The sequence below is a fragment of the Bacillus sp. FSL M7-1345 genome (genome assembly GCF_038006985.1).
Taxonomy (GTDB): domain Bacteria; phylum Bacillota; class Bacilli; order Bacillales; family Bacillaceae_G; genus Bacillus_A; species Bacillus_A cereus_U.
In genome coordinates this window covers 593,914-616,968 of sequence record NZ_JBBOWG010000001.1, presented here as the reverse complement: position 1 = coordinate 616,968, position 23,055 = coordinate 593,914, and the positions used below count along the sequence as shown (strand labels likewise).

Sequence of the window (23,055 nt, the reverse complement as noted above, 5' to 3'; positions counted from 1 at the left end):
AAAAAGAGATAGAACAATATTTTGTTCCATCTCTTTACTTTCTTCGCGCCACATCCGAAAAGTGAAAAATATCTAAACGGTGACGTGATTCCGTATATTCGAACTGACTCCCATCGTATAAATGAGTAAAGTTTTTTACAACGACAACATAGTCTGTTCCATTTAAATCTAAATACTTTCGGTCATCATCTGTACATGGTTGTACTTCAATTACCCGCTGTGAATAGCTAATATGTAGCCCTAATTCTTTCTCAATGTATTTATAAATCGATGCAGTTGCAATTTCTCTCGTTAATCCTGGAATATACTCCGATACAAAATGGTTTATATCTAAAATTACTTTTTCTCCATCAATATTTCGTACACGTTTAATATGATCTATTTCCGTTTTTTCTTTCACGTTTAATAACTTTGCTACATCTTTCGTAGCTGTCATTTTCTCTATTTCCACGACTTCCGTAATACAGTAACGTCCTAAACGTTCATTTTCTTCTTGAAAACTTACAATACCACCAAAGTTAAATTCAATATTTTTGCGCTTTAATACAAAAACACCTTTTCCGTGTATTTTTTGAACATATCCACGCTCTTGCAATAAATCTACAGCTTTTCTTACAGTACCCCGGCTTGCCTCATACTGCTTCATTAATTCCGTTTCTGATGGGATTTTGCATCCTTCTTTTAATTGTTTATTATCAATAGACTTGCTGATTTCCGTATAAATTTGTTCATACTTACTCATCATCTACAATAGCCCCTTGTCACCTTCTAGTTCTATATGTATTATACCACGCTATACGCTTCTGCCAATCTCTCACTTATTTTCCAGTACAAGAAAACTATAGGTAAATATTTAGTCTCTAAAACGTATTTTTATAAATTTTTTTATATTTCTCTTTTCATTCAAAAAAACATGTAGTATACTAACTTCAAAATCAGAGGAGAAAGGGAGCAAAAAACTATGCTTACTTATACAACTGTAGTTACATTTGCACAAAAACATCATCATCATACTTAACCCTTGAAACCTAGCGGAAAAATTACGCGTAGGTACAAGGGTTATTCCCATTGTACCTACGCTTTGGCAAAGAGCCATGTAGGTATTTTTTATCTACATGGCTCTTTTTTTATTGCAAAAAATGCTAGTAAAAAATGATGTTTAAGCAAAACTTACTACAAAGGAGTTAACAAAAATGGAAACGAAAAAATGGGGATTATGGATTTTAACAGCTTTTGTTATCGGGAATATGGTTGGCGGTGGCGTATTTATGCTCCCAGCAAATTTAGCACACGTATCAGGTCCAATGGGATCTACACTTGCATGGAGTATTACAGGACTTGGTGTATTTATGATTGCACTCGTATTTGGAAATTTAGCAATTCGTAAACCAGAATTAAAAGCAGGACCACAAAGTTACGCCCAAGCAATGTTTACCTCCCAAAAGGCAGGTAAAGTTGCAGGATATAGTATGGCTTGGGGGTACTGGGCTGCTAACTGGGCTGCTACAGCATCTGTAATTATTTCCTTTGCAGGATATTTATCAACATTCTTCCCAGTTTTACAAAGTAAGCAAATTCTCTTTTCAACAAACGGATTTTCATTAGAACTTGGAAAAGCTTTAACCTTCATAGTATGTAGTATGATGCTATGGGGAATTCAATATATTCTTTCTCAAAATATTGATAGAGCAGGAAATATGAACCTTCTTGCAACAATCGCAAAAATCATCGGATTTACAATGTTTATTGTAATCACATTATTCATTTTCAATGCCTCTAATTTCGGGGACGGTCAAACATTTATGAATGAAGCTGGACAACCTATTTCGTTGGGTGGACAAATAAATTCAGCTGCTATTGCAACACTTTGGGCGTTTATCGGTATTGAGTCAGCAGTTATGCTCTCTAACCGCGCAAAATCTCAGCACGATGTTAAGAAAGCTACGATTTTCGGATTAATCATCGCTCTTCTTATTTACATGGCAATTACTCTACTAACAATGGGTGCTCTTCCACAAGACGTTTTAAAAGAGTCTCAAAAGCCATTAGTAGATGCATTAAATTTAGCAATTGGTACTAAGGGTGCTTATATAATGGCCTTACTTGCACTCGTATCTTTATTCGGCTCTACTGTAGGATGGATCGTTGTTAGCTCAGAAGTACCTTACCAAGCAGCAAAAAATGGGGTTTTCCCTAAGTTTTTCGGAAAAACAAATAAAAAAGGAAGTCCTTCAAAATCATTATTTATTACAAATGTGATGACACAAATTTTCTTATTTTCAACGATTTCTGGTACTGTTTCCGAAGCATATAATTTCGCTATTGTTGTAGCGACATTAGCATATTTGATCCCGTACCTTGTTTCTACCTTGTACCAGTTAAAATTAGTTATTACGGGGGAAACGTATGATATAATGCCTGGATCTCGAATAAAAGATGGGATCATTACTGCACTAGCGTTTTTATATTCCATTTGGGTTATTAAAACAGGAACTGCTGATTTAAAAACGTTCTTCTTAGGAATTGGATTGTTTGTATTAGGCCTTATTCTTTATCCAATTTTAATGAAAGATTCACAAAAAAAACAATAAAAAAGAGAAGCTTTCCGCTTCTCTTTTTTTATTAAAAGTCAGTTAATAACTTTTCTTTTAGTTCACCTACATCTAACGGTTTCGCATAATAAAAACCTTGTACAAAGTCGCAACCCATTGATTTTAATAAACTTTCTTGTTCTACCGTTTCTACCCCTTCAGCTACCACTAATAAATTTAAACTATGGGCGATTTCAATAACCGATTTTACAATCGTTCGCTCTGGTTGTGCATGATCATAATGAAACTCCCGAATAAAATTACGATCAATTTTCACAATATCAAGTGGTAGTTTTTTCAAATAATATAATGAGGAATACCCTGTTCCGAAATCGTCTAAAGCGATTAAAATCCCCATACTTCTTAATTCTTGTAATGTAGCAATAATATAATCAAAATGACGTACAGCTATACTTTCTGTTATTTCTAATATTAAACGATTTGGCGGAAACCCTGTTCGCTTCAATATACTACGAACAGATAAAATAAAGCGCTTTTGCATCAATTGTTGTATTGATAAATTAACAGATAATTTCAGTCCCTCTTGATACTCTGGCAACGTTTTAAACAGTCGACATGACTTTTCTAGTACCCAATCTCCTAGTTTTATAATAAGTCCACACTCTTCAGCTACAGGTATAAATTCACTTGGTGAAATAGGACCTTCTTCTGTCTTACAGCGTACTAAAGCCTCAATACCAGTACATTTCTTTGTTTTCAAATCAATAATGGGCTGTAATGCCACTTTTAATTCTTCGTCACGAATTGCTTTTTGCAAAGCAAACTCTATTTTCATTCTACGATTTATTTTCGCACGTAATTCATCTGTAAAGAAGCACGCCCCATTTCTTCCTTGCTCTTTCGCACTATACATGGCTAAATCTGAATTTTTCAATAATGTTTCAACGTCTTTTCCATCTTGCGGATAGGAACAAAGTCCTAGACTGGCTGAAATATATACTTCATGACCTTCCAGCATAAATGGGGCTTGAAAGCATGACAACACAGATGTCGCTAACTGCCTCATCTCATCTTGTGTATGTTTTTTTGTTAATAGTACAAATTCATCTCCACCAAGCCTAGCCAGAACATCTTTATCTCCTAGTACATAATGCAATCGGGAAGCGACTTCACTTAAAAGTAAATCTCCTATCATATGACCTAACGTATCATTCACTAATTTAAAGCGATCTAAATCAAAGTAAATCATGCCAAACTCTATTTTCTCTGCGATCATCTTATTTACAGTCGTAATTAACTGTAAACGGTTTGGTAAACTTGTTAACGCATCATGATAAGCAAGTTCCCTATAACGACTTTCGCTTAATCGTAATCTTTGCTCTGCTTCTTTCCTACTACTTATATCATTTCGAATTGCAATAAATTGATAGGGTTCTCCCTTCTCATTTAAAAATGGAACAATTGTTGTTTTAACCCAATAATACGTACCATCTTTTGCTTGATTTCGAATTTCCCCCGTCCAGACTTTTCCACTCAAAATACGCTTCCATAGGATTTGAAAAAATGCTTTCGGATGATATCTGGAATTTAAAATACGGTGATCTTTTCCTATTAACTCTTCTCTTTTATATTTTGAGATTTTACAAAATTTATCATTTACATATGTAATAAGACCATTTCGGTCTGTAATAGCAACAATTGAAGACTCATCTAATGCTAATTTTAAATCTTGCAATGAAGAGTCATATAATGCATGACCTCTTTGTTCTAGCATGCGCACCTCTCCTTGCTTCCTATCTGACTAAAACACAATTCGTTTCTCTTCATAGAAATAGAGATATTTCATTTTCTAACAATATGCCTTTACATAAAGTGAAACTTTAATCAGTGGGGGTTTTGTCCATCCCCCACTGATTATTAGCCTTCACCAATCGGGCTTTTACGGGCAGTTATCTCCCACCTAACTTCCTCGCATTCACCGAATTTTGAGGTGGGAGATAACTGCCCGTTAATGCGGGATAAATCACAAATTTTTTCTAAATAGGCCGATTAAAATAACATAATATTATTTATAAAAAAAAGCAATATAGTGCCGTTTTAATTATAGTAGAGACTTTTCACTTCTCTGATTATCTGATCTTATTATACCGTATTCTCTTACATTTTTTTAATTTATAAAGCGACAATTTAATCAATACTAGCCTCTGCTCCCTACTAATGTGGCCTCACACCTAATCTCTTTGCTTTCATGAAATATTAAGGTGTAAATCCAACTGCCAACAAACTAACGGAATAGAGATTAAAATTGGCAGTTAATATTTTCACCTTCATTTTGGAAGTATTTTATAAATATATACATTATTAAACAAAAAAAAGAGGGTATCCTCTTTTTTTGTTTAATAATATGGATTCGATATTTGCTGGTAACCTGGATATGGTGTTGGATATGGCGTTGGGTAAGTTACTGGATATGGAGCTGGGTAATATCCCCCACCACTAGCTGCACCTGTTAACGCTCCAGCTGTAAGTCCTCCTACTACTCCTCCTGCAAAACTTCCTGGGAAAAATCCTCCGCCCCATGAGCCGCCACCCCAGCCCCATCCGCCGCCGTGATGGTGGTGGTGATCATAATGATTGTGTCCACCATGATGATTATACCCGCCGTGATGATGGTGCCCTCCACCCCCGTGATGATTCCGATCATATCCTCCATAATTTCCATTATAGTTCATTTTTCTTCCTCTCCTTTTAGCATATAGTTCTGCCTCTCTTTTATATGTGGAATAATAAGGATTCTACTGATAATCCGTATAGTATGGAGTATCTGAATAATATGGATAACCATATCCGCCATGTCCGAACCCTCCAACTGGACGACCATACATTTTATTCATCTCCTTTTCTATATAAAAATGTAATAATATACTGTATGTAGGACAAATGCGGAAAGCATGGGGAAAATGTCTATATTTTGTAAAAAAAACAAAACACTTTATAATAAGAATGTCAGATTACAACTTTTATATAAGAAGTATATATTTAAGAAAGATTAGAGGAATTTTATAGAAATGAAGAAGCCTATCGTTCAATTATTATTAATATTTACAATCGTATCTATCGTTCTTTTCCTATTAAATACATCGGTTATTTCGTTATATACGTTTGTTGGTGCTCTATGGTCCATCACAATCGTAGGAATTTCATTCGTTATTTTTATCGAAAACAGGTCTCCTCAAAGTACCTTAGCGTGGTTTTTAGTATTAGCACTTCTTCCTGTTGTAGGTGTGCTTTTATACTCCCTCTTCGGTCGTAGCCGTTGGAGAAGAAAAAAACATCTTCATCGTTCAGAAGAACAAAGAAAATTATTCCGTGAAATATTAGAAGGAAGACGACTAGAACTTTCTCTTACAGTTCCATTACATGAGCGTTCTATCCATTTAACAGAAGTAGTACAAAAATTCGGAGGCGGTCCTGCCGCAGATAGAACGACTACAAAACTTTTAACAAACGGAGATCAAACATTTTCAGAAATTCTGCACGCTATTGAGCATGCAAAACACCATATACATATTCAATACTATATTTATAAAGCCGATGAGATTGGTACAAAAGTTCGGGATGCTTTAATAAAGAAGGCAAAATCCGGGGTTATTGTACGCTTCCTTTATGATGGACTCGGAAGTAACACGTTAAGAAGACGATTTTTACAGCCTATGAAAGAAGCTGGAATTGAAATTGTGGAATTTGATCCTATTTTTTCAGCTTGGTTACTTGAAACAGTCAATTATCGTAACCATCGTAAAATTGTTATTGTAGATGGAGAAATTGGATTTACTGGAGGACTCAACGTCGGTGACGAATATCTCGGCCGTTCAAAGAAATTTCCCGTTTGGCGTGATAGTCATTTAAAAATAGAAGGAAAAGCATTATATAAATTACAAGCAATCTTTCTAGAAGATTGGCTCTATGCCTCTAGTGGTTTAAGTAACTATTCTTGGGATCAATTTATGAATGTACAATACTTCCCTGGTAAAGAAATTTCGAATGCAGAAGGTGCTGTTCAAATTGTAGCAAGTGGACCAAGCTCAGATGATAAAAGTATTCGTAATACGTTACTAGCTGTTATGGGCTCTGCCAAAAAATCTATTTGGATCGCTACGCCATACTTTATTCCCGATCAAGAAACTTTAACATTATTACGCTTAAGTGCAATATCTGGCATAGATGTACGCATTTTATATCCAGGTAAAAGTGATAGTATTATTAGTGATCAAGCATCTCAATCCTATTTCACTCCACTTTTAAAAGCCGGTGCTTCCATTTACAGTTATAAAGATGGTTTTATGCATGCGAAAATTGTACTCGTTGATGATAAGATCGCAACAATTGGAACAGCAAATATGGATGTACGTAGCTTTGAGTTAAATTATGAAATTATTAGTGTACTTTATGAATCAGAAACCGTTCATGATATTAAACATGATTTTGAAGAAGACTTTAAGCATTCCACTGAAATTAAATGGAACTCGTTCCAAAAAAGAAGTATCAAAAAACGAATATTAGAGTCTTTCATGCGACTCATTTCTCCTTTGCTATAAGCAATCAATATAATATTGATTGCTTTTTCTTTTACATTTCCCCTCTCTCCTTTTCTTTGCATACCATATTAAAACAAGTTATCATAAGATGTATTACTTTATGAAAATAATGTTAGGTGGGAAATACATGTTAGAACAATTTCATATACACGCTGATTTAAAACAACAGCTCTCAGCCCTTCACGAAAAAAACAAACAAGAAGCTGGCGAAAATGCACATTTAATTGGAAAGAAAATATATAAAGCATCTGATAACAGCATTATTGAAGATGCCATTACAGCACTTTTACTTGGTAAAAACATTCTATTAAAAGGACCAACTGGTAGTGGTAAAACAGTACTAGCGGAAACTCTTTCTTCTTTATTCCAAAAACCAATGCATAGCATTAACTGTTCTGTCGACTTAGATGTAGAAGGTATTTTAGGATACAACACATTACAAACAAAAGAGGGTGCATCTGAAGTTACATTCGTTAATGGTCCTCTTATGAAGGCAATGAAGAACGGTCATTTCTTATATATTGATGAAATCAATATGGCAAAACCTGAAACATTACCACTTCTTCATGGTGCGTTAGATTATCGTAAAATGATTACAAACCCATTTACACAAGAAGTTGTATACGGTGATGGCGAATATCGCGTAATCGCTGCGATTAACGAAGGTTATGTTGGGACAAGTGAACTAAACGAAGCATTAAAAAACCGTTTCGTTATTATTGAAGTTCCTTACATTCAAGGTGATACATTAAAAGAACTATTACTATCTGAATCAAAATTAAATGATGTTGCAACAATTGAAAAGTTCGTTGCATTCGCAAGCGATCTTATGCCTTTAGCTCGTGATGGACGCGTAAGTGAAGAAGCAGCTAGTATTCGTGGCATTATCGATGCATGTGATTTAGGTGTATATATTCCTGTTATGCGTGCAATTGAACGTAGTATTATCGCAAAATTAAACGATGAAACAGAACAAATGACTGTCCGTGAATTAGCAGAAAGTTATTTCTTTGAGGAATAATTCATGAGACAAATTTTTAGTGACAAAAAAATTGATGCGTCGCTGTTTCTACAAATGGAAAACTTAATGTATGCTCTTCTAAAAGAAGACGATGCCTATCTTGAGTATGGCTATAAAGCATACTACGACGAAATTGAAAAAAAGGTTGTCATTAGTCACTTTTGGGATGATCGAAAAGAAGAGGATACAGTAATCGGATTAAAAAGCGAAGTGTTCTTAAAGGCACTTGGTAATAAACATTACTCGGACATGACTTTAATTCGTTCTTATGCGATTGAATTACAAGAATCGCCTCTAAAAAAGTTTTTAACACAATTATTTGTTCTATTAGAAGATTTACGTGTTGAGGAAATCGTCAAAAATTTACGTCCTGGCACAAAACACATTTTTAAACGCCGAAAAGAAATGTATCGCAATTACTTTGGCTCACAAAATGAAATAAATCGTGTTCGTAACTATCACGGTGACCGTCTATTTTGTCTATGCTATCTTTCATTAACGAGTGATAAATATGAAATGTTTAATAATGAATATTTCGAGCAAATTGAATCAATTTTGCATGAAACATTCCAAGCCCGTACTACGGAAGATATTATGTATATCGTTGAGAAAATTCGCTATCGCTTAGAAGGACTTCTCGAAAGTGATATGCTTAATAATTATTTCGGACATGCCCCGCTTTATTTATCTGTTATTGCAGATGAGAAAGACAGTCGCGCTGAAAAATTAGCAAATGATGATACGCAGCTCCTAGATGACGATGATAACAAAAACAAAATGGATGAAAGCTTCTCGACATGGCACCGTGAAAATAAAAACAATGAAAACGAGAACTTTTTACGCTTTGAATTAGAAAGCGGAACAAAAACAAATATGATGGGTGATACTGCTCGTGAATCAGAAGATGGTGACCAAGCACTTGGTTCTGTACAAGGTACTTCCCAAAAAAGTACACAATCTAACTTTGATGGTGCTGATACAGAGGAAGCAAGAGCGTCTCATGCTTCTAGCCAAAACGACGGCGCATACGGAAAGTATAATGTGGGAGCTTCTCATACATTTAAAGAAGCTCGCAAATCAAATCCTGATGAGAAAAAAGATTACCAAGCTATCAAATCAGTCGTTAATAAAGATGTAAAAGAATTAAAGAAAATCATCGAAAAAACAATTGAAAACAAAACGAATGCAAATAGTGATAAATATTACGGAAGACTTCGTAAGAAATTCCTTCGTATTTATACTGAAAAGCAGCCGCGTATGTTTTATAAAAAAGGACAAGAATCTCAAGAATTAGACGTTGCATTCCAACTATTAGTGGACTGCTCTGGTTCTATGTATAACAAAATGGAAGAAACGAAGAAGAGTGTGGTCCTATTCCATGAAGCTTTAAAATCTTTAAAAATCCCGCACGCTATTAGCGGATTTTGGGAAGATGCTTCTAGTGCTAAACCTGAAGATAAACCGAATGTTATTCATGAAGTTGTTACGTATAAAAACTCAACGTTACCAAATGTCGGTCCAGAAATTATGCAACTTCGCGAAGAAGAAGATAACCGCGACGGGTATATTATTCGCATCGTTTCTGAAAAGCTTGCGAAAAGACCAGAAAAGCATAAATTCTTACTTGTCTTTACAGACGGTGAGCCTTCTGCATTAGACTATCAACAAGACGGTATTTTAGATACACATGAAGCTGTCAAACTCGCTCGTAAAAGTGGTATGGAAGTAATCGGTATCTTCATCGAAGAAGGCGAAGCGAAAGAAGCGACTTATCAACTAATGAAAAACATTTATAACCATCACTTCTTAGTTGCAAATCATGCTGAAGATTTACGCCTGAAGATTAAACCATTGTTGAAGAAACTATTACTGAAGACGATTGAATAGAAAAACAGGAGCCACGAGGCTCCTGTTTTTCTTCGTTAACTTACTTTGTTTCTGGTTGAAACTTGTATGGAATGGAAACTTCTAATAATAATTCGAACCCTCCATCGTAGTATGGGAATCGCTCATTCGCGATTTTTCTATCTACCCACTCGATTGCGGAAATTTCTCCTTCATCTTCTGCACCAAGTTCACCTGTTACTACATTTGCTCGGAATGTAAAAAATAATGCATGATGTCCTTTCTCTTCAAAAAACTTCTCATTTAATGCGACAAGTCCACTGAGTGCAGCAGTTAAACCTGTCTCTTCTTTCACTTCTCTTACTAGTGCTTCCTCTAACATTTCACCTTTTTCAACTGCCCCGCCCGGTAGTGACCAAACGTTTTGTTCTACATTATGTACCATTAATATTTTATCTTTTTCGCTATCGTATATTAGTGCATATACAACATCAACTCTTTGCATGTTGTTTTTCTCCCTTCCTAAAATAATTAAGAGCCGATTCCTAAGAATCAGCTCTTCCTATTAATTCATCACTAACTCATCTGCAAGCTTTTTTTTTAACTTAGCAAGCATGTCAGTTGTCATTTTGTCTAAATCATATTCTGCTTTAAAGCCCCACTCTTTCATTGCTGCAGTTGCATCAATAGAGTTTGGCCAGCTATCAGCGATCGTTTGACGAGCAGGGTCTACAGCGTAATCCATTGTAAAGTTCGGGATGTGTTTACGAATTGATGCTGCAATTTGCTCTGGTTCAAAGCTCATTGCTGTAATGTTAAATGCATTTCTATGCACGAGTTTACTTGAATCAGCTTCCATTAATGAAATGATCGCTTGTAAAGCATCTGGCATATACATCATATCCATGTATGTTCCTTCAGCAATGTATGAGGTGTATGTACCTTTTTTAATCGCCTCATAATAAATTTCAACTGCATAATCAGTTGTTCCGCCTCCTGGAGGAGCTACGTAAGAAATTAAGCCTGGGAAACGTACGCCGCGCGTATCAACGCCGAACTTTTGATGATAATAATCACATAGTAATTCTCCTGCTACTTTGTTTACCCCATACATTGTAGTAGGACGTTGAATTGTATCTTGTGGTGTATTATCTTTTGGCGTTGATGGACCAAATGCACCGATAGAACTTGGCGTGAAAAACTTACAGTTTAATTCACGTGCTGCTTCTAATGCATTTACAAGTCCGCCCATATTTAAATTCCAAGCAAATAACGGATTTTTTTCTGCAGTTGCTGAAAGTAAAGCCGCTAAATGAATAATTGTATCTACTTCATTACGCTTTGCAATATCATGTAATTTTTGTCCATCTGTTACATCTAACGTTTCAAATGGACCAGACGTTACCACTTCACTATCTGTTTCACGAATATCTGTTGCAATAACATTTGATGCGCCGTATACATCACGAAGTTTCATTACTAGTTCAGAACCAATTTGCCCTAAAGAACCGGTTACTAGAATTTTTTTCATTTTTCCCACTCCTCATTTGCAAGCTATTCACAAGATGTCGTTAATTAAATGATACCCATTTCTTTCCCTACTTTTTCATACTTACGAATTGCTTCATCTAACATTTCTTTCGTATGAGCTGCTGTAGGCATATTTCGAACGCGTCCCATTCCTTTTGCTACGGTTGGGAATACGATAGATTTTGCATATACGCCTTCTTCATTTAGACGTTTACTAAATTCTTGTGTTAATACTTCATCACCAATAATACAAGGTGTAATTGGTGTCTCACTTTCTCCAATGTTAAAGCCAAGTTCTTTTAACCCTTGTTTCAAATAGCGACCATTTTCCCATAAACGATCGTGTAACTCTGTGCTTTCCATTAAAATTTCAATTGATCTCATACAAGCAGCTGCATCAGCTGGTGTTAAAGCTGTTGAGAATAAGAATGGACGTGAACGCACTTTTAACCAATCAATTAAGTTTTGTTTCCCAGCTACATATCCACCAATTACCCCAATTGCTTTTGATAATGTACCGATTTGGAAATCAACTTTATCAGAAAGGCCGAAATGTTTTACAGTACCTGCACCTTTGCCAAGTACCCCTGAACCGTGTGCATCATCTACATATGTCATTAAATCCAGCTCTTCTGCAATTTCAACAATCTCTGGTAATTTTGCAATATCTCCATCCATTGAGAAAACACCGTCTGTAATAACCATTAATTTATTATAAAGACCTGATTCTTTTGCCTCGATTGCTTTTTTGCGTAAATCTTCCATATCAGAATGCTTATAAACGATGATTTTCGCTCTTGATAGACGACTACCATCAATAATAGATGCATGGTTTAATTCATCTGAAAGAATCGCATCATTTTTATCCATAACAGCTGAAATCGCTGCCATATTACAGTTAAATCCTGATTGATAAGCAATTGCTGCTTCTGTATGTTTAAACTTTGCAATTGTTTCTTCTAATTTGATATGCAAATCTAAAGTACCATTAATTGTACGAACAGCTCCTGCTCCAACGCCGTACTTATGAATTGCACCAATTGCTGCTTCTTGTAAGCGATTATCAGTCGCTAATCCAAGATAGTTGTTTGAAGATAAGTTAATATATTCTTTTCCGCCAATTGTAATAATCGGTCCATTTGGACTTTCAAGCGGATCAATTACGTTATAAAGCCCCTTTGATTTTAAATCCTCTAAATTTTCTTCTAAAAAGTTTGCAAGTGTTTTACTAGACATTGTGAAGCCTCCCATCGTTCATGTAAGCGAATTATTGTCTTAATAGTTCTAATAATCCCTCTACTAGCTTAACACGTTTTCAGAATTTATTATAGAAAAATAGTTTAAAGAAACCGCTTACAATTTTAGATTATATACGATTCATTACAAGAAATCTATTATTTACTTTTCATATTTGATAGAATGAAAAAAATATTCAAGGGGGCTTCAAACATGGTATTTACAGAATCTGATGTATATAATAACGAATCGTTTTTAGAACAATATATGAAGCGAAGATATCGAGAAAATAGCCCAAACGAAGTACTTGAAAAACCAGCATTCTTTCAGCTCATTGGTGATGTACAAGGAAAACAAATTCTCGATTTAGGTTGTGGTGACGCTAAATTTGGCGAGGAATTATTAGAAAATTGTTGCCACTCTTACACTGGCATTGAAGGCTCCGAGCTCATGTATGAAAAAGCTAGTAAGCACCTAGAAAATAAAAATGGATCTGTTCATTTTATAAACCTCAAAGACTATACCTATCCTCCTTCTACTTTTGATTTAGTAACATCTAGACTCGCCTTACATTATATTGAACATCTTGATATCATTTTTCAAAATGTGTTTCAAACTTTAAAAACAAACGGGACCTTTACCTTTAGCGTTCAACATCCCGTTATTACCTCTTCGTTTGAAAGCTTACAAACAAGTGGTAAAAGAACTAGCTGGCTCGTCGATGATTATTTCAAAACAGGAAAACGAGTTGAGCCGTGGATTGATCAAGAGGTTATTAAATATCATCGGACAACGGAAGAATATTTTACATTATTACAACAAGCCGGATTTACAATTACAAACTTAAAAGAAGCCACACCAAATCGAAACTGTTTTCAGGGAAAAGAAGAATATGAACGTCGCTTACGTATTCCCCTTTTCCTACTATTTTCTTGCGAAAAATAAAAAAAACGATGTACTCTGTAAAATAAAGAAATAACAATAGTTATCCTCTCTTACAAAAACAAAAGGATGTATATAATGTTGCACATTATATATGTATTGGTACATTGCTCAATAAGAGTGATGTACTTTTTTTATTTTGCAGACCCCTTTATGACCTCATATACAACAACAATTTCATAAAAAATGTTGTTTACAACAACATTAGTGTGGTTACACTAAACAAGAATGTATGTTTCCATTTTAAATAACCATTTATTTTTGAGGTGCTTACATGAACATGTATACAGTAAAAGAATTGGCGTTAACTTTACAGAAGCATGAAGAAACAATTAAGCGATGGCTACGGTCTGGAAAGTTTCCAAACGCATTTTGCAATAGCGATAAAAAAGGATGGAGAATTCCTGAAAGCGACCTTGTACATATCAAACAAAGAACAAGATTTGTAAAAGAAGATTCTCAGCAAAGTCAACAAGTGGTACAGGAAGAAATTGCCGAATTGGAGTTAGTCAAATTAGCATATGAGGCAGTTACACTCACATCTCCAACGCAAGAAATTCTTACTCTTCTGTCCGTTGTTGGGATTAAACGAACATTAGAGATTCTATTGATTATGCAACAATCTACTAACAAAGTGAAAAACCCTGACGGATTTATTAAGAAAGCCATCCGAGAAAATTGGAGTCCAACAACTATCCCTTTTAAATTACCAAAGAAGCAAAGTAAACACATCTACGACCTTACCCAACAGGAATATGAGGCGATGGGGAATCAAATACAGCATGAATATCAATCAAAAGTTCCTATTTTCAATTGGTTAGAGGAATAAGTGGGTCTGAATATCTAACAGGAGGCTTTGAAAATGAGAGATAGTTATTACCACTTACGTTGTCCAAAAGGTGTTCAAAGCCGATATACATTACTTGTGTTTGAACCGAATAACAAAGTATTTCTACCACTGACAGAATTTTATGATGATGCCAGTAGAAAAATTTCAGAAAGTACGGCGTTATCGTATCTCCAATGCCTTCTGCCGTTCTTCACTTGGTTAGACAAATACAGCAACTATCAAGGGCAACATGTACAATGGAGTGATTATCCTGAAGCCATACGGGTCGCTGCGGAAGATTATTTGATGGACGAAATGGCTTGTAAAGTACGGGAAAAAGATTCTTTTCGCTTTGTCAATCGTTCCAAAAAAAGTCCGAATACCGTTCATCGCTTCCTTTCCGCTCTCAAGTCATTTTATAAGTCCTTGATTACACTGAGACAGTATGGCTATCGGAATCCTCTTATCGATTCTCATGCGATATTGGACGATTACAAAACAAATACCGAAGGTGTGAGAGAGAACAAACCTCGAATGCCTGCCGAAGCAGGAACAGAAAGCCCAATTGTGCATAGACGTTTGACAGATTCATACTTCAAGCTCATTAACGAGGAATGGCAACCTGAAATTATTGATGACCCTCTTCTCTATCATAAAGTTAAACAGGCAGGTAATCAGGTAAATTGGTCATTGCGAGAAAAAGTCATCGTCCGTATGTTATTTGAGACAGGGGCGAGAGTTTCAGAGGTAATTGAATTGACCATTGGCGATTATCGTTCCCGCAAGTCCTTTGAAGAAGTCAGCACGTTTAACAAAGGCAGTCATGGACGTAGAGCAAAGTTTCTGAGGTTCAGCAAAAACACAACGAAGCTTCTGTTTCAATATATCAATCAAGAGCGTAAAAAAATTGACCATTTAGGGCGGAATTTTGATTCTCTACCTAACGATGCACCCATGTTCCTGACGGAACGAGGAACACCATTTTCGTATCAGGCTTGGTATCCACATTGGAATAAGATCATGAAGATGATGGACATGAGGTTAAATCCACATAAAACAAGACATTGGTATGTCACGACAAGTATGCGTGAGATTTATAATGTTTCCAAGACAAATGCAGAAATTAAACAGCGAAAAGATGAGCTCATTAAATACATGAAGTGGAAACAAAAAGACACGATTGAAGTGTACGAACATCACTTTGACGAAGAAAGATATCGAAGTTTTCATGACAATATGCTTGAAAATATAGCAGAGAAAGAAAAAGAGTACATGGAACAGCCGAAACAGAAACGTATTAATAAACCCCTTCTGAATGTTATAGATACAGCAAAAGAAACAGAGTTAGAAGTAGATATACAAGCACTATTGGATGATTTGGAGGATGAATGATGACACCAACTACGAGTTCACCAAACTCCCCTTTTTATAAGGAATTAGCAGGTAAAGTGGATGAACACATTCTTCATTTGCGTGATAGCAGAGGTGTATTTCTGTTAGATAAATTGGATGAATTCCCTGTGAAATATTTCCTTAGTAATTGTTTAGATACACCTTGGCAGAATCAATTACTATTGACGATGCTTATTAGCGGAGACAGAAATTTGGATGCACGAACAGTATATAATAATATCAGATATATAAATGTTAGGTTTAAAAATATATTTCATGCTTACGACTTACAATCCTTTACTGATTTTGATACAGAGACGCATATGTATGACTATTTGAAAGGTCTTATTTATCCCGAACATTCAAATAGCCAAAGAGCAGTATTTCTACAAAACTACACCGCAGTTACCTATTTCACTAAGAAATGGCTCGTATTAAAGTTAAATCAAGAACAACAGGAATATTTTCAGCAATTCTTACTCCCTATACCTATGTTTGATATTCGAGATTTTACATTTAATAAGCAAGCAAAGGAACAAGCTCGAAACACCCGCAAGAGTGAAACGGATGCCATCGTGCCTCATCTTTCTCAAATTCGGTCGGAAGCAAACTTCCGCTGGAATCAGATGAAACGATTACGAGAAGCCTTTCTGACAGCTTGCTTACAAGCTGAACAAGGAGATGTCATGTTACCTTTAGAGTTTCATTATGAAGAGCCTGAACGCATTGGAGAGCGATTTTATTTTCGTTTATGGGACAAACCTTCTTTTGTCGTCTATCACAAAGAAACATTTACAAAATCTATTGTAAACTCAGCCCAAAAGTGTACAGGAACGTATTCTAAGGAAAATAATCATTATTTTGTAGAGTTTTTGAAAGCCGAACGATTGGAAGATGACGATGTAACGGAGGGGCTATGGTTTACAGAAATCCTACAAGCAGGCGTGTTGGGGATGTGGTTTCAAAATGCGACAGAGGAAGAAATAAAGCAGAAACGAAAACTCTTGTTTTCATGGGGATATGGAGAAGAAAATTTAACAGGAAACACCGGACCGTTTTGGTCCAGACAAAAGGGTATTCTATCTACAAGTACCTTTGTTTCTCTTCACAGCAGTAAAGCCGAAGGCATTCTATTTGATGTAGAACCATTTTATGTCGCAACAACCTTCGGTTTGTTAGCGGTAGACATTCTCACAACAACAGGAGCAAGGCTCAACGAACTATTACAACTTAACAGTGAAAAAGATTGTCTACAAGCTATTAAGGTAAATGGAGATTTAAAATTCTCTTTTTATGCTATCCCAAAAGGGCGAGATGCGCTTGAACCTTATCCAATCAGCAAGCAAACCTTTCAACTAATAAAGAGAGTCAATTTGATGCTGAAAGAACATTATAATGGCGCAATTCCAAGTGTAAAGTATCGAGGTGACAGAAAGCACCTATTTCCAGAACCAAAACCTTATTTCTTTCAGTATAATGAGAAATCATTTAATACACATTCGATTACTTCTTGCCTACGTCTTCTCTTGCATGGATTGTTTTTTGAGACGCAAGAGGGAGAAACTGTTGTCATTAAAACGCACTTACTACGTCATGCATTCGCAACGGAAGCTGTTCAACGTCAGGAAATTCCGATTGACATTGTAGCAAAAATGCTCCATCAGCATGACTTGAATGTAACAAGATATTATTCGGAACCTACTCCAAGTCAAGTAGCTGAAAAAATTGGAGAATTACATGACGTGATTGCTAACTATATTGATTTAGATGAGGCGATTCTTCGAAGTCCCGAAGAACTTCAGCGGGAATGGGAGGAATACAAAGCCAAAGTAGGTGTATACAACAACGTGATAGGCGGTACTTGTGTAACAGACAAAGTATGTCCTGTGAAAATGGCATGTTTAGGATGTGTGGCAAAAATTCCGCAACCTGAAAAGAAGCATGAACTTCTTGAAACAATTGAATTATCAAAGGATATGGAAAAGCGTTTTGCTTCTATGGGTTTGACGATTGAAGTAAATAAGGCAAAACAGATGCGGAAACTTGCAAGGAATGAATTAAAAGAGATTGAATTGATTGAAAAATATCGGGAGGAACAGACATATGAACCGAACATTTCCTTCAAAAAATAATCGAACATGGCTCAAAGGAGTTCATGAATCTCGAAGCCAACGCTCCCTCCTGTTAGGGAAGGGGGCAATTGACCTTCTGGTCAAACAAAACCTTCCTGTTACACTAAAAACTGTATCGGAGAAGTCCAAAGAGATTGATTCCGAAGGAAAAGGGATTCACCCCAACACAATTACGACAAATCCACAATTGAATGAGTATTATAAACAACACAGCAAAACATACAAGCAAAAATCAAATTCCAATCAGTCTCTACAAAAATGTTCTGTCGCCTTTACTTCTGTTGATTATCGACGTATACGAGCAGACCGAAGCATAGAAAACACCGAACGAAAATATATAAAGATGTCTAAGAAAGAACTTGTACAACGACTCATCTTGGCAGAACAATATATTGCAGAAAACAATGAAGCGTGGGTAGCCAAGCAATTCGAGCAGTTCCAATAGAACATCTTTATGTACCACTACAAAATGTAGAATGACAATAAAGTTGTTTAATTCACAACATAGTCATTTAAAAAATAATAAAGTTATTTAAAAATCTTTCTTTCAAGCGGTCAAAAGGTATTTTCAACTTAGTACAGAACTATATCATAGTAGGTTGACATAAAATAGGTTGGATAAAATTGATATGAATAGGGAGAAAAATACCGATGGATTGCTTAGTTGCAAAGGGTAGTATTTATTATGAAATCGTAGGGAATGGCTTTCCAATATTAATAATGCATTCAATGGGTACAGACCATAAATCTATGAAAGCCTGGATAGAGCCAATTTTTGATAAGATTCAGGGTTTTCAGAGGATATATATAGATTTACCTGCTCACGGTCGAAGTTTAATTGACGAAAATTTCAACTCTTCAGATGATATGCTTTTAAATATTTTGAACTTTATTGATATGACAATTCCTAACCAAGCATTTTCTCTTATTGGTTTTTCATTTGGAGGATATTTGGCACAAGGTGTTTTGCACCATAGACATAAAAATGTAAAGAGTATTTGTTTGCTGGCTACTTCACTTCATTTGAAAGATAGGGATCTTCCTAAAAAAATAGTTGTTACAAAAGATGAAGATTTATTAACAGAATTGGATTCTGATATAAGAATGGCTTTTGAAACATTGATGAATTATCAAAATAAAGAGAACCTTAACTACTTTTTAAACGAAATCCAACCTGGACGATTATTAGCTAATAAAAATTTTTTAATGTCAAATTGGAGAGAGAAAGGGTATTTTCTTTCTGAAGAACCGCTTAATGATGTAGGTACACTTACACAACCTGTACTCATTATTCTAGGGAAACAAGATTCAATCTGTGGTTATAAAGATCACCTTTTTCTTCTAGAAAAATTTCCGAATGCTACGTTTTCCATTTTAGATGGTGCTGGTCATATGCTTCAAATAGAAAAACGTAAAATAGTACAAGAACTAATCAAAGACTGGCTAATTAGGAGCAATTCGGTTTGCGAATCAAGCGAGTAAATACAATCGATAACTTTTTTAGCCAAATTTCCATATCTGTTGCTTGTCAGTTCATTTTGTTGTTCTTCAACTAACAGGTGCTTTAGTTCAATAAGGATTAAATAACTTTATTATTGATTTTTGAGTGCAAAATGCAATTAAATGGATAGAAATTAAACAACTTTAAAGAGCCTTAGTACAATAAAATGTGCAAGGCTTATATATATTTCATAACAAAATTCAATAACTTTATTATCACTTTACACAAAAGCAAATACATTGTAGTAGTAAATGAGGTCATTTGTAGTACAACAAAAGGATAGAACAAGCAGAATTCCTCTGTTTGTTCTATCCTCTTCTTTTTGTCTATATAATGTTGCACATTATATAATTATTCTTGGTGTGCATATACCAAACGCCTTTCTCTTGATTCTAAATAAAAAATTGCTCATCGTTTTTTTTATTATCTCATCGCCTGAACAGCTTCTTTACGTACACTTCTTCCTCTTCCGTGCGGGATACAGAGCGGTGTTCCAAATAACGGATCAGCGCTTATTTGACACTCCATACGGAATACATCACGAACTAACTTTTGATCAACAACTTCTTCTGGTTTACCTTGCGCATATATTTGTTTATCCTGAATAGCTACAATATTGTCTGCATAACGGCATGCCAAGTTCAAATCATGCAATACCATAACAATCGTTCTTTTCTCTGTTTCATTTAATTCGAATAATAAATCTAACACTTCAATTTGGTGAGTCATATCTAAATATGTAGTTGGCTCATCCAGTAAAATAATATCGGTATCTTGTGCAAGGGTCATTGCAATCCAAGCACGTTGACGTTGTCCACCTGAAAGAGCATGAACATCACGCTCAGCAAATTCTGTCATACCCGTTGCCGCAAGCGCTTTTTGTACCATTTCCTCATCTTTTTCTGACCACTGCTTCAGCCATGTTTGATATGGATAACGTCCTTGCTTAACAAGTTGCAATACTGTAAGTCCTTCTGGCGCTTGTGGACCTTGCGGTAAAATCGCCATTTGACGAGCAATTTGCTTCGTTTGCATACTTTGAATTGCTTGATTATCTAACAAAATGTCACCGGTTGTTGGCTTTAATAATCTAGCTAGTGAACGTAATAAAGTTGATTTCCCACAACCGTTAGAACCGATGAAGATTGTAATTTCCCCTTTTGGAATTTCTAAATTCAGCTCATCAATAATAATTGTTTCACCATACGACAGCGTCAAGCGTTTCGTCTCCAATGCTTTTTGCATATTCATCTCCCTTTATGAATTCCGACTTTTATAAAGTAAATAAATAAAATAAGGTGCACCAATTGCTGATGTAAATACCCCTGCTGGAATTTCAAGTGGTGTGAAAACTGTACGCCCAATTAAATCTGCAGCAAGTACTAAAATTGCACCGATAATCGCCGCAACTGGGAGCAATGCACCGTAGAAAGAGCCAACTAATCTTCGTGAAATATGAGGTGCCATTAAACCGACAAATCCAATTCCTCCTGCGAAAGCGACTGCTCCACCAATTAAAGCTGTACTAAGTAGTAACATGAATACACGCGACTTCGTTAAAGGAACACCGAGTCCTACTGCTATATCATCCCCTAGCTCTTGGGCATTTAAATGTCTAGCCGCTATAAATGATATTACCGTTAAAATGAGAACCCAAGGTGCAAGTACCATAACATTTTGCCATGAAGAACCATAAACAGTACCTGTAATCCATACATTCGCTTGACTCGCTTGATAAATTGGGGCTAACAACATAAATAAAGTCGTTGCCGCTTTCGTTAATGCCCAAAATCCAACACCAATTAAAACAAGACTAATCGGTGATAACCCGTCATTTCTCCATGCAAATAAATATACAAAAAACGCAACAATCGTCGCACCAGCAAAAGCTGCGAGCGGCATATAATGAATGCTTACTGTTAGCGCATTATTTTTATCACTAAATATCGCTAAAAAGAGTACAACTGCAACACTTGCACCACCTGTGATTCCAATGATATCCGGAGAAGCAAGTGGATTTCGAACGAGCCCTTGTAAAATACATCCTGCTACAGCAAGTGCGATTCCTACAAGAATAGCAATTAAAATACGTGGCATACGAAACTTATTTACAACCATATTTGACATCTCATCGCCATTTCCGGTAATCGCTTGCCATACATCATAAGGAGCAATTTTCATATCGCCCATCCCTGCACTGGCAAAAAATAATCCTATTAAAATAGCTAGTAAACTTAATAAGACTAGAATAGCTCGTTTATACATTAAAAACGAGAACCCATCTTTTCCTATACGAAACGGAATATACTTCTTCATTTGCTAAGCCCTCTCTTACGTGCAATATAAATAAAGAATGGGGCTCCGATAAATGCTGTCATAACCCCTACTGGTACTTCTTGTGGCATAATGACATATCTTGCTGCTATATCAGCCAAGATTAGTAGTATTGCACCTAACAAGCCGCTATAGGGTACTCTCCATCTGTGATCAACTCCAACAAGAGATCTAGCAAAATGCGGAGTAACAATTCCAATAAATCCTATTGGGCCAGCAACCGCAACTGAACCACCAGACAACAGTACAATAATAAGTAGTACGAATGATTTCATTAAAATTGTTCGTTGTCCAAGTCCTTTCGCGACGTCTTCTCCCATCATCAATGTATTTACTTTCCCTGCCATCATAAGAGATGCAATCCAACCTACTAATAAATACGGGAATACAGATTGTAAAATTTCTAACTTTCTCCCTTGTACAGATCCAGCAAGCCAAAATAAAACTTCTTCCAGCGCCTTTTCATTTAATACAAGTAACCCTTGTGTTAATGATGAAAACAAAGCACTTATCGCTACACCCGCTAATGTTAACTTGAGCGGGGTTGTCCCTTCTTTTCCTAAAGAACTAGAAGCGAATACTAGTACTGCTGCAACTGCCGTTCCTAAAAAGGCAATCCAAGTGAAAGCTGATAATGATGTAACGGAAAAAATCACAATTGCTACAACTATGAAGAAAGCAGCACCTGAATTTAATCCAATAAAATCTGGAGAAGCAAGTGGGTTCTTTGTTAAAGTTTGCATTAAACAACCCGCTATGGCTAAACTAGCACCAACACTGGCTGCAATTAGTGCCCTTGGTAGACGCACATTTTGAATAATAATATGTTCATTTGAACCATTAAAATGGAAAAAAGCATCTAACGCTAATTTCCAACTCGTATTTGTATATCCGAAAATAATACTTCCCCAAATACAAATAACGACTGCAATGATCCCAACAAATAATCCAATCCATTTTGCTTGATTTGTTTTTAATAACATGCAGCGTTTCCCCTTCAATGTATAATGATACGTTGTTAGTTTATTTCAACTTAATTCGCATTGTCAATAAAACTGATAATCATTTTCAGTGATATATATTGACAACCGAGCAGCAAAGTTTTAATATCATGCTTGCAATTGAAAAATTTTCTCAACATGT

Annotated in this window: 19 protein-coding genes; 10 read left to right on the top strand and 9 right to left on the bottom strand. The window is 35.7% G+C overall.

Annotated elements, in window-relative coordinates:
* Positions 1-34: 34 nt before the first annotated feature.
* Complete coding sequence (gene treR, locus MHB76_RS03110; RefSeq protein ID WP_002114059.1) at positions 35-745, bottom strand: trehalose operon repressor; 711 nt, start codon at positions 743-745, stop codon at positions 35-37.
* A gap of 448 nt (positions 746-1,193) precedes the next feature.
* On the opposite strand from treR, the gene MHB76_RS03105 reads away from it, so the two are divergent.
* Positions 1,194-2,591 carry an amino acid permease gene (locus MHB76_RS03105; RefSeq protein WP_078173840.1) on the top strand — a complete coding sequence of 466 codons (1,398 nt, stop codon included), beginning with the start codon at positions 1,194-1,196 and terminating at the stop codon, positions 2,589-2,591.
* 31 nt (positions 2,592-2,622) lie between these two features.
* Here the strand turns inward: MHB76_RS03105 and MHB76_RS03100 are convergent, their stop codons facing one another.
* Positions 2,623-4,326: a putative bifunctional diguanylate cyclase/phosphodiesterase gene (locus MHB76_RS03100; protein WP_078173841.1), complete on the bottom strand. Its 1,704-nt coding sequence runs from the start codon at positions 4,324-4,326 to the stop codon at positions 2,623-2,625.
* A gap of 622 nt (positions 4,327-4,948) precedes the next feature.
* A complete protein-coding gene (locus MHB76_RS03095; RefSeq protein ID WP_078173842.1) occupies positions 4,949-5,284 on the bottom strand; it encodes a hypothetical protein in 336 nt (111 codons plus the stop codon).
* Between the two features lie 336 nt (positions 5,285-5,620).
* Between MHB76_RS03095 and MHB76_RS03090 the strand changes: the two genes are divergently transcribed.
* The 3 genes from MHB76_RS03090 to MHB76_RS03080 all read left to right on the top strand — a co-directional run bounded on the left by MHB76_RS03090 (position 5,621) and on the right by MHB76_RS03080 (position 10,058).
* Positions 5,621-7,150 (top strand): cardiolipin synthase, encoded by a 1,530-nt coding sequence (locus tag MHB76_RS03090; RefSeq protein WP_078173843.1) that lies wholly within the window; start codon positions 5,621-5,623, stop codon positions 7,148-7,150.
* 127 nt (positions 7,151-7,277) lie between these two features.
* Positions 7,278-8,171, top strand: coding sequence for an AAA family ATPase (locus MHB76_RS03085; RefSeq protein WP_199709490.1), 894 nt, complete (start codon positions 7,278-7,280; stop codon positions 8,169-8,171).
* 3 nt (positions 8,172-8,174) lie between these two features.
* Positions 8,175-10,058: a VWA domain-containing protein gene (locus MHB76_RS03080; RefSeq protein ID WP_199709489.1), complete on the top strand. Its 1,884-nt coding sequence runs from the start codon at positions 8,175-8,177 to the stop codon at positions 10,056-10,058.
* Between the two features lie 40 nt (positions 10,059-10,098).
* On the opposite strand, the gene MHB76_RS03075 is transcribed toward MHB76_RS03080, so the two are convergent.
* The 3 genes from MHB76_RS03075 to MHB76_RS03065 are packed head-to-tail and all read right to left on the bottom strand — an operon-like array spanning position 10,099 to position 12,782.
* Entirely contained in the window at positions 10,099-10,521 is a 423-nt protein-coding gene (locus MHB76_RS03075) for an NUDIX hydrolase (protein ID WP_078173846.1), read from the bottom strand.
* 60 nt (positions 10,522-10,581) lie between these two features.
* The gene (locus MHB76_RS03070; RefSeq protein WP_078173847.1) at positions 10,582-11,547 is read right to left on the bottom strand and encodes an L-threonine 3-dehydrogenase; all 966 of its coding nucleotides are present in this window, start codon (positions 11,545-11,547) and stop codon (positions 10,582-10,584) included.
* Between the two features lie 44 nt (positions 11,548-11,591).
* Positions 11,592-12,782: a glycine C-acetyltransferase gene (locus MHB76_RS03065; RefSeq protein ID WP_000095918.1), complete on the bottom strand. Its 1,191-nt coding sequence runs from the start codon at positions 12,780-12,782 to the stop codon at positions 11,592-11,594.
* Between the two features lie 213 nt (positions 12,783-12,995).
* On the opposite strand from MHB76_RS03065, the gene MHB76_RS03060 reads away from it, so the two are divergent.
* The 6 genes from MHB76_RS03060 to MHB76_RS03035 all read left to right on the top strand — a co-directional run bounded on the left by MHB76_RS03060 (position 12,996) and on the right by MHB76_RS03035 (position 19,559).
* Positions 12,996-13,727: a class I SAM-dependent DNA methyltransferase gene (locus MHB76_RS03060; RefSeq protein WP_340985645.1), complete on the top strand. Its 732-nt coding sequence runs from the start codon at positions 12,996-12,998 to the stop codon at positions 13,725-13,727.
* Positions 13,728-13,998: 271 nt separating this feature from the next.
* Positions 13,999-14,553 (top strand): helix-turn-helix domain-containing protein, encoded by a 555-nt coding sequence (locus tag MHB76_RS03055; RefSeq protein ID WP_078173848.1) that lies wholly within the window; start codon positions 13,999-14,001, stop codon positions 14,551-14,553.
* A gap of 33 nt (positions 14,554-14,586) precedes the next feature.
* Complete coding sequence (locus tag MHB76_RS03050; RefSeq protein WP_340821870.1) at positions 14,587-15,945, top strand: tyrosine-type recombinase/integrase; 1,359 nt, start codon at positions 14,587-14,589, stop codon at positions 15,943-15,945.
* On the top strand, positions 15,945-18,077 hold the full coding sequence (locus MHB76_RS03045; protein ID WP_078173850.1) for a site-specific integrase: 2,133 nt from the start codon (positions 15,945-15,947) through the stop codon (positions 18,075-18,077). Before MHB76_RS03050 ends, MHB76_RS03045 begins: the two co-directional genes overlap by 1 nt.
* Complete coding sequence (locus tag MHB76_RS03040; RefSeq protein ID WP_078173851.1) at positions 18,049-18,522, top strand: hypothetical protein; 474 nt, start codon at positions 18,049-18,051, stop codon at positions 18,520-18,522. The genes MHB76_RS03045 and MHB76_RS03040 overlap by 29 nt, the downstream gene beginning before the upstream one ends.
* Before the next feature lie 206 nt (positions 18,523-18,728).
* Positions 18,729-19,559: an alpha/beta fold hydrolase gene (locus MHB76_RS03035; protein WP_078173852.1), complete on the top strand. Its 831-nt coding sequence runs from the start codon at positions 18,729-18,731 to the stop codon at positions 19,557-19,559.
* Between the two features lie 442 nt (positions 19,560-20,001).
* Here MHB76_RS03035 and MHB76_RS03030 read toward each other — a convergent pair whose 3' ends face one another.
* Genes MHB76_RS03030 through MHB76_RS03020 form a run of 3 tightly spaced genes read right to left on the bottom strand, consistent with a single transcriptional unit; the run spans position 20,002 to position 22,895 of the window.
* A complete protein-coding gene (locus MHB76_RS03030; RefSeq protein WP_002114020.1) occupies positions 20,002-20,823 on the bottom strand; it encodes an ABC transporter ATP-binding protein in 822 nt (273 codons plus the stop codon).
* A gap of 12 nt (positions 20,824-20,835) precedes the next feature.
* The gene (locus MHB76_RS03025; RefSeq protein ID WP_002114017.1) at positions 20,836-21,894 is read right to left on the bottom strand and encodes a FecCD family ABC transporter permease; all 1,059 of its coding nucleotides are present in this window, start codon (positions 21,892-21,894) and stop codon (positions 20,836-20,838) included.
* Positions 21,891-22,895, bottom strand: a complete 1,005-nt coding sequence (locus MHB76_RS03020; RefSeq protein ID WP_002159320.1) for a FecCD family ABC transporter permease — start codon at positions 22,893-22,895, stop codon at positions 21,891-21,893. Before MHB76_RS03020 ends, MHB76_RS03025 begins: the two co-directional genes overlap by 4 nt.
* Positions 22,896-23,055 lie beyond the last annotated feature (160 nt).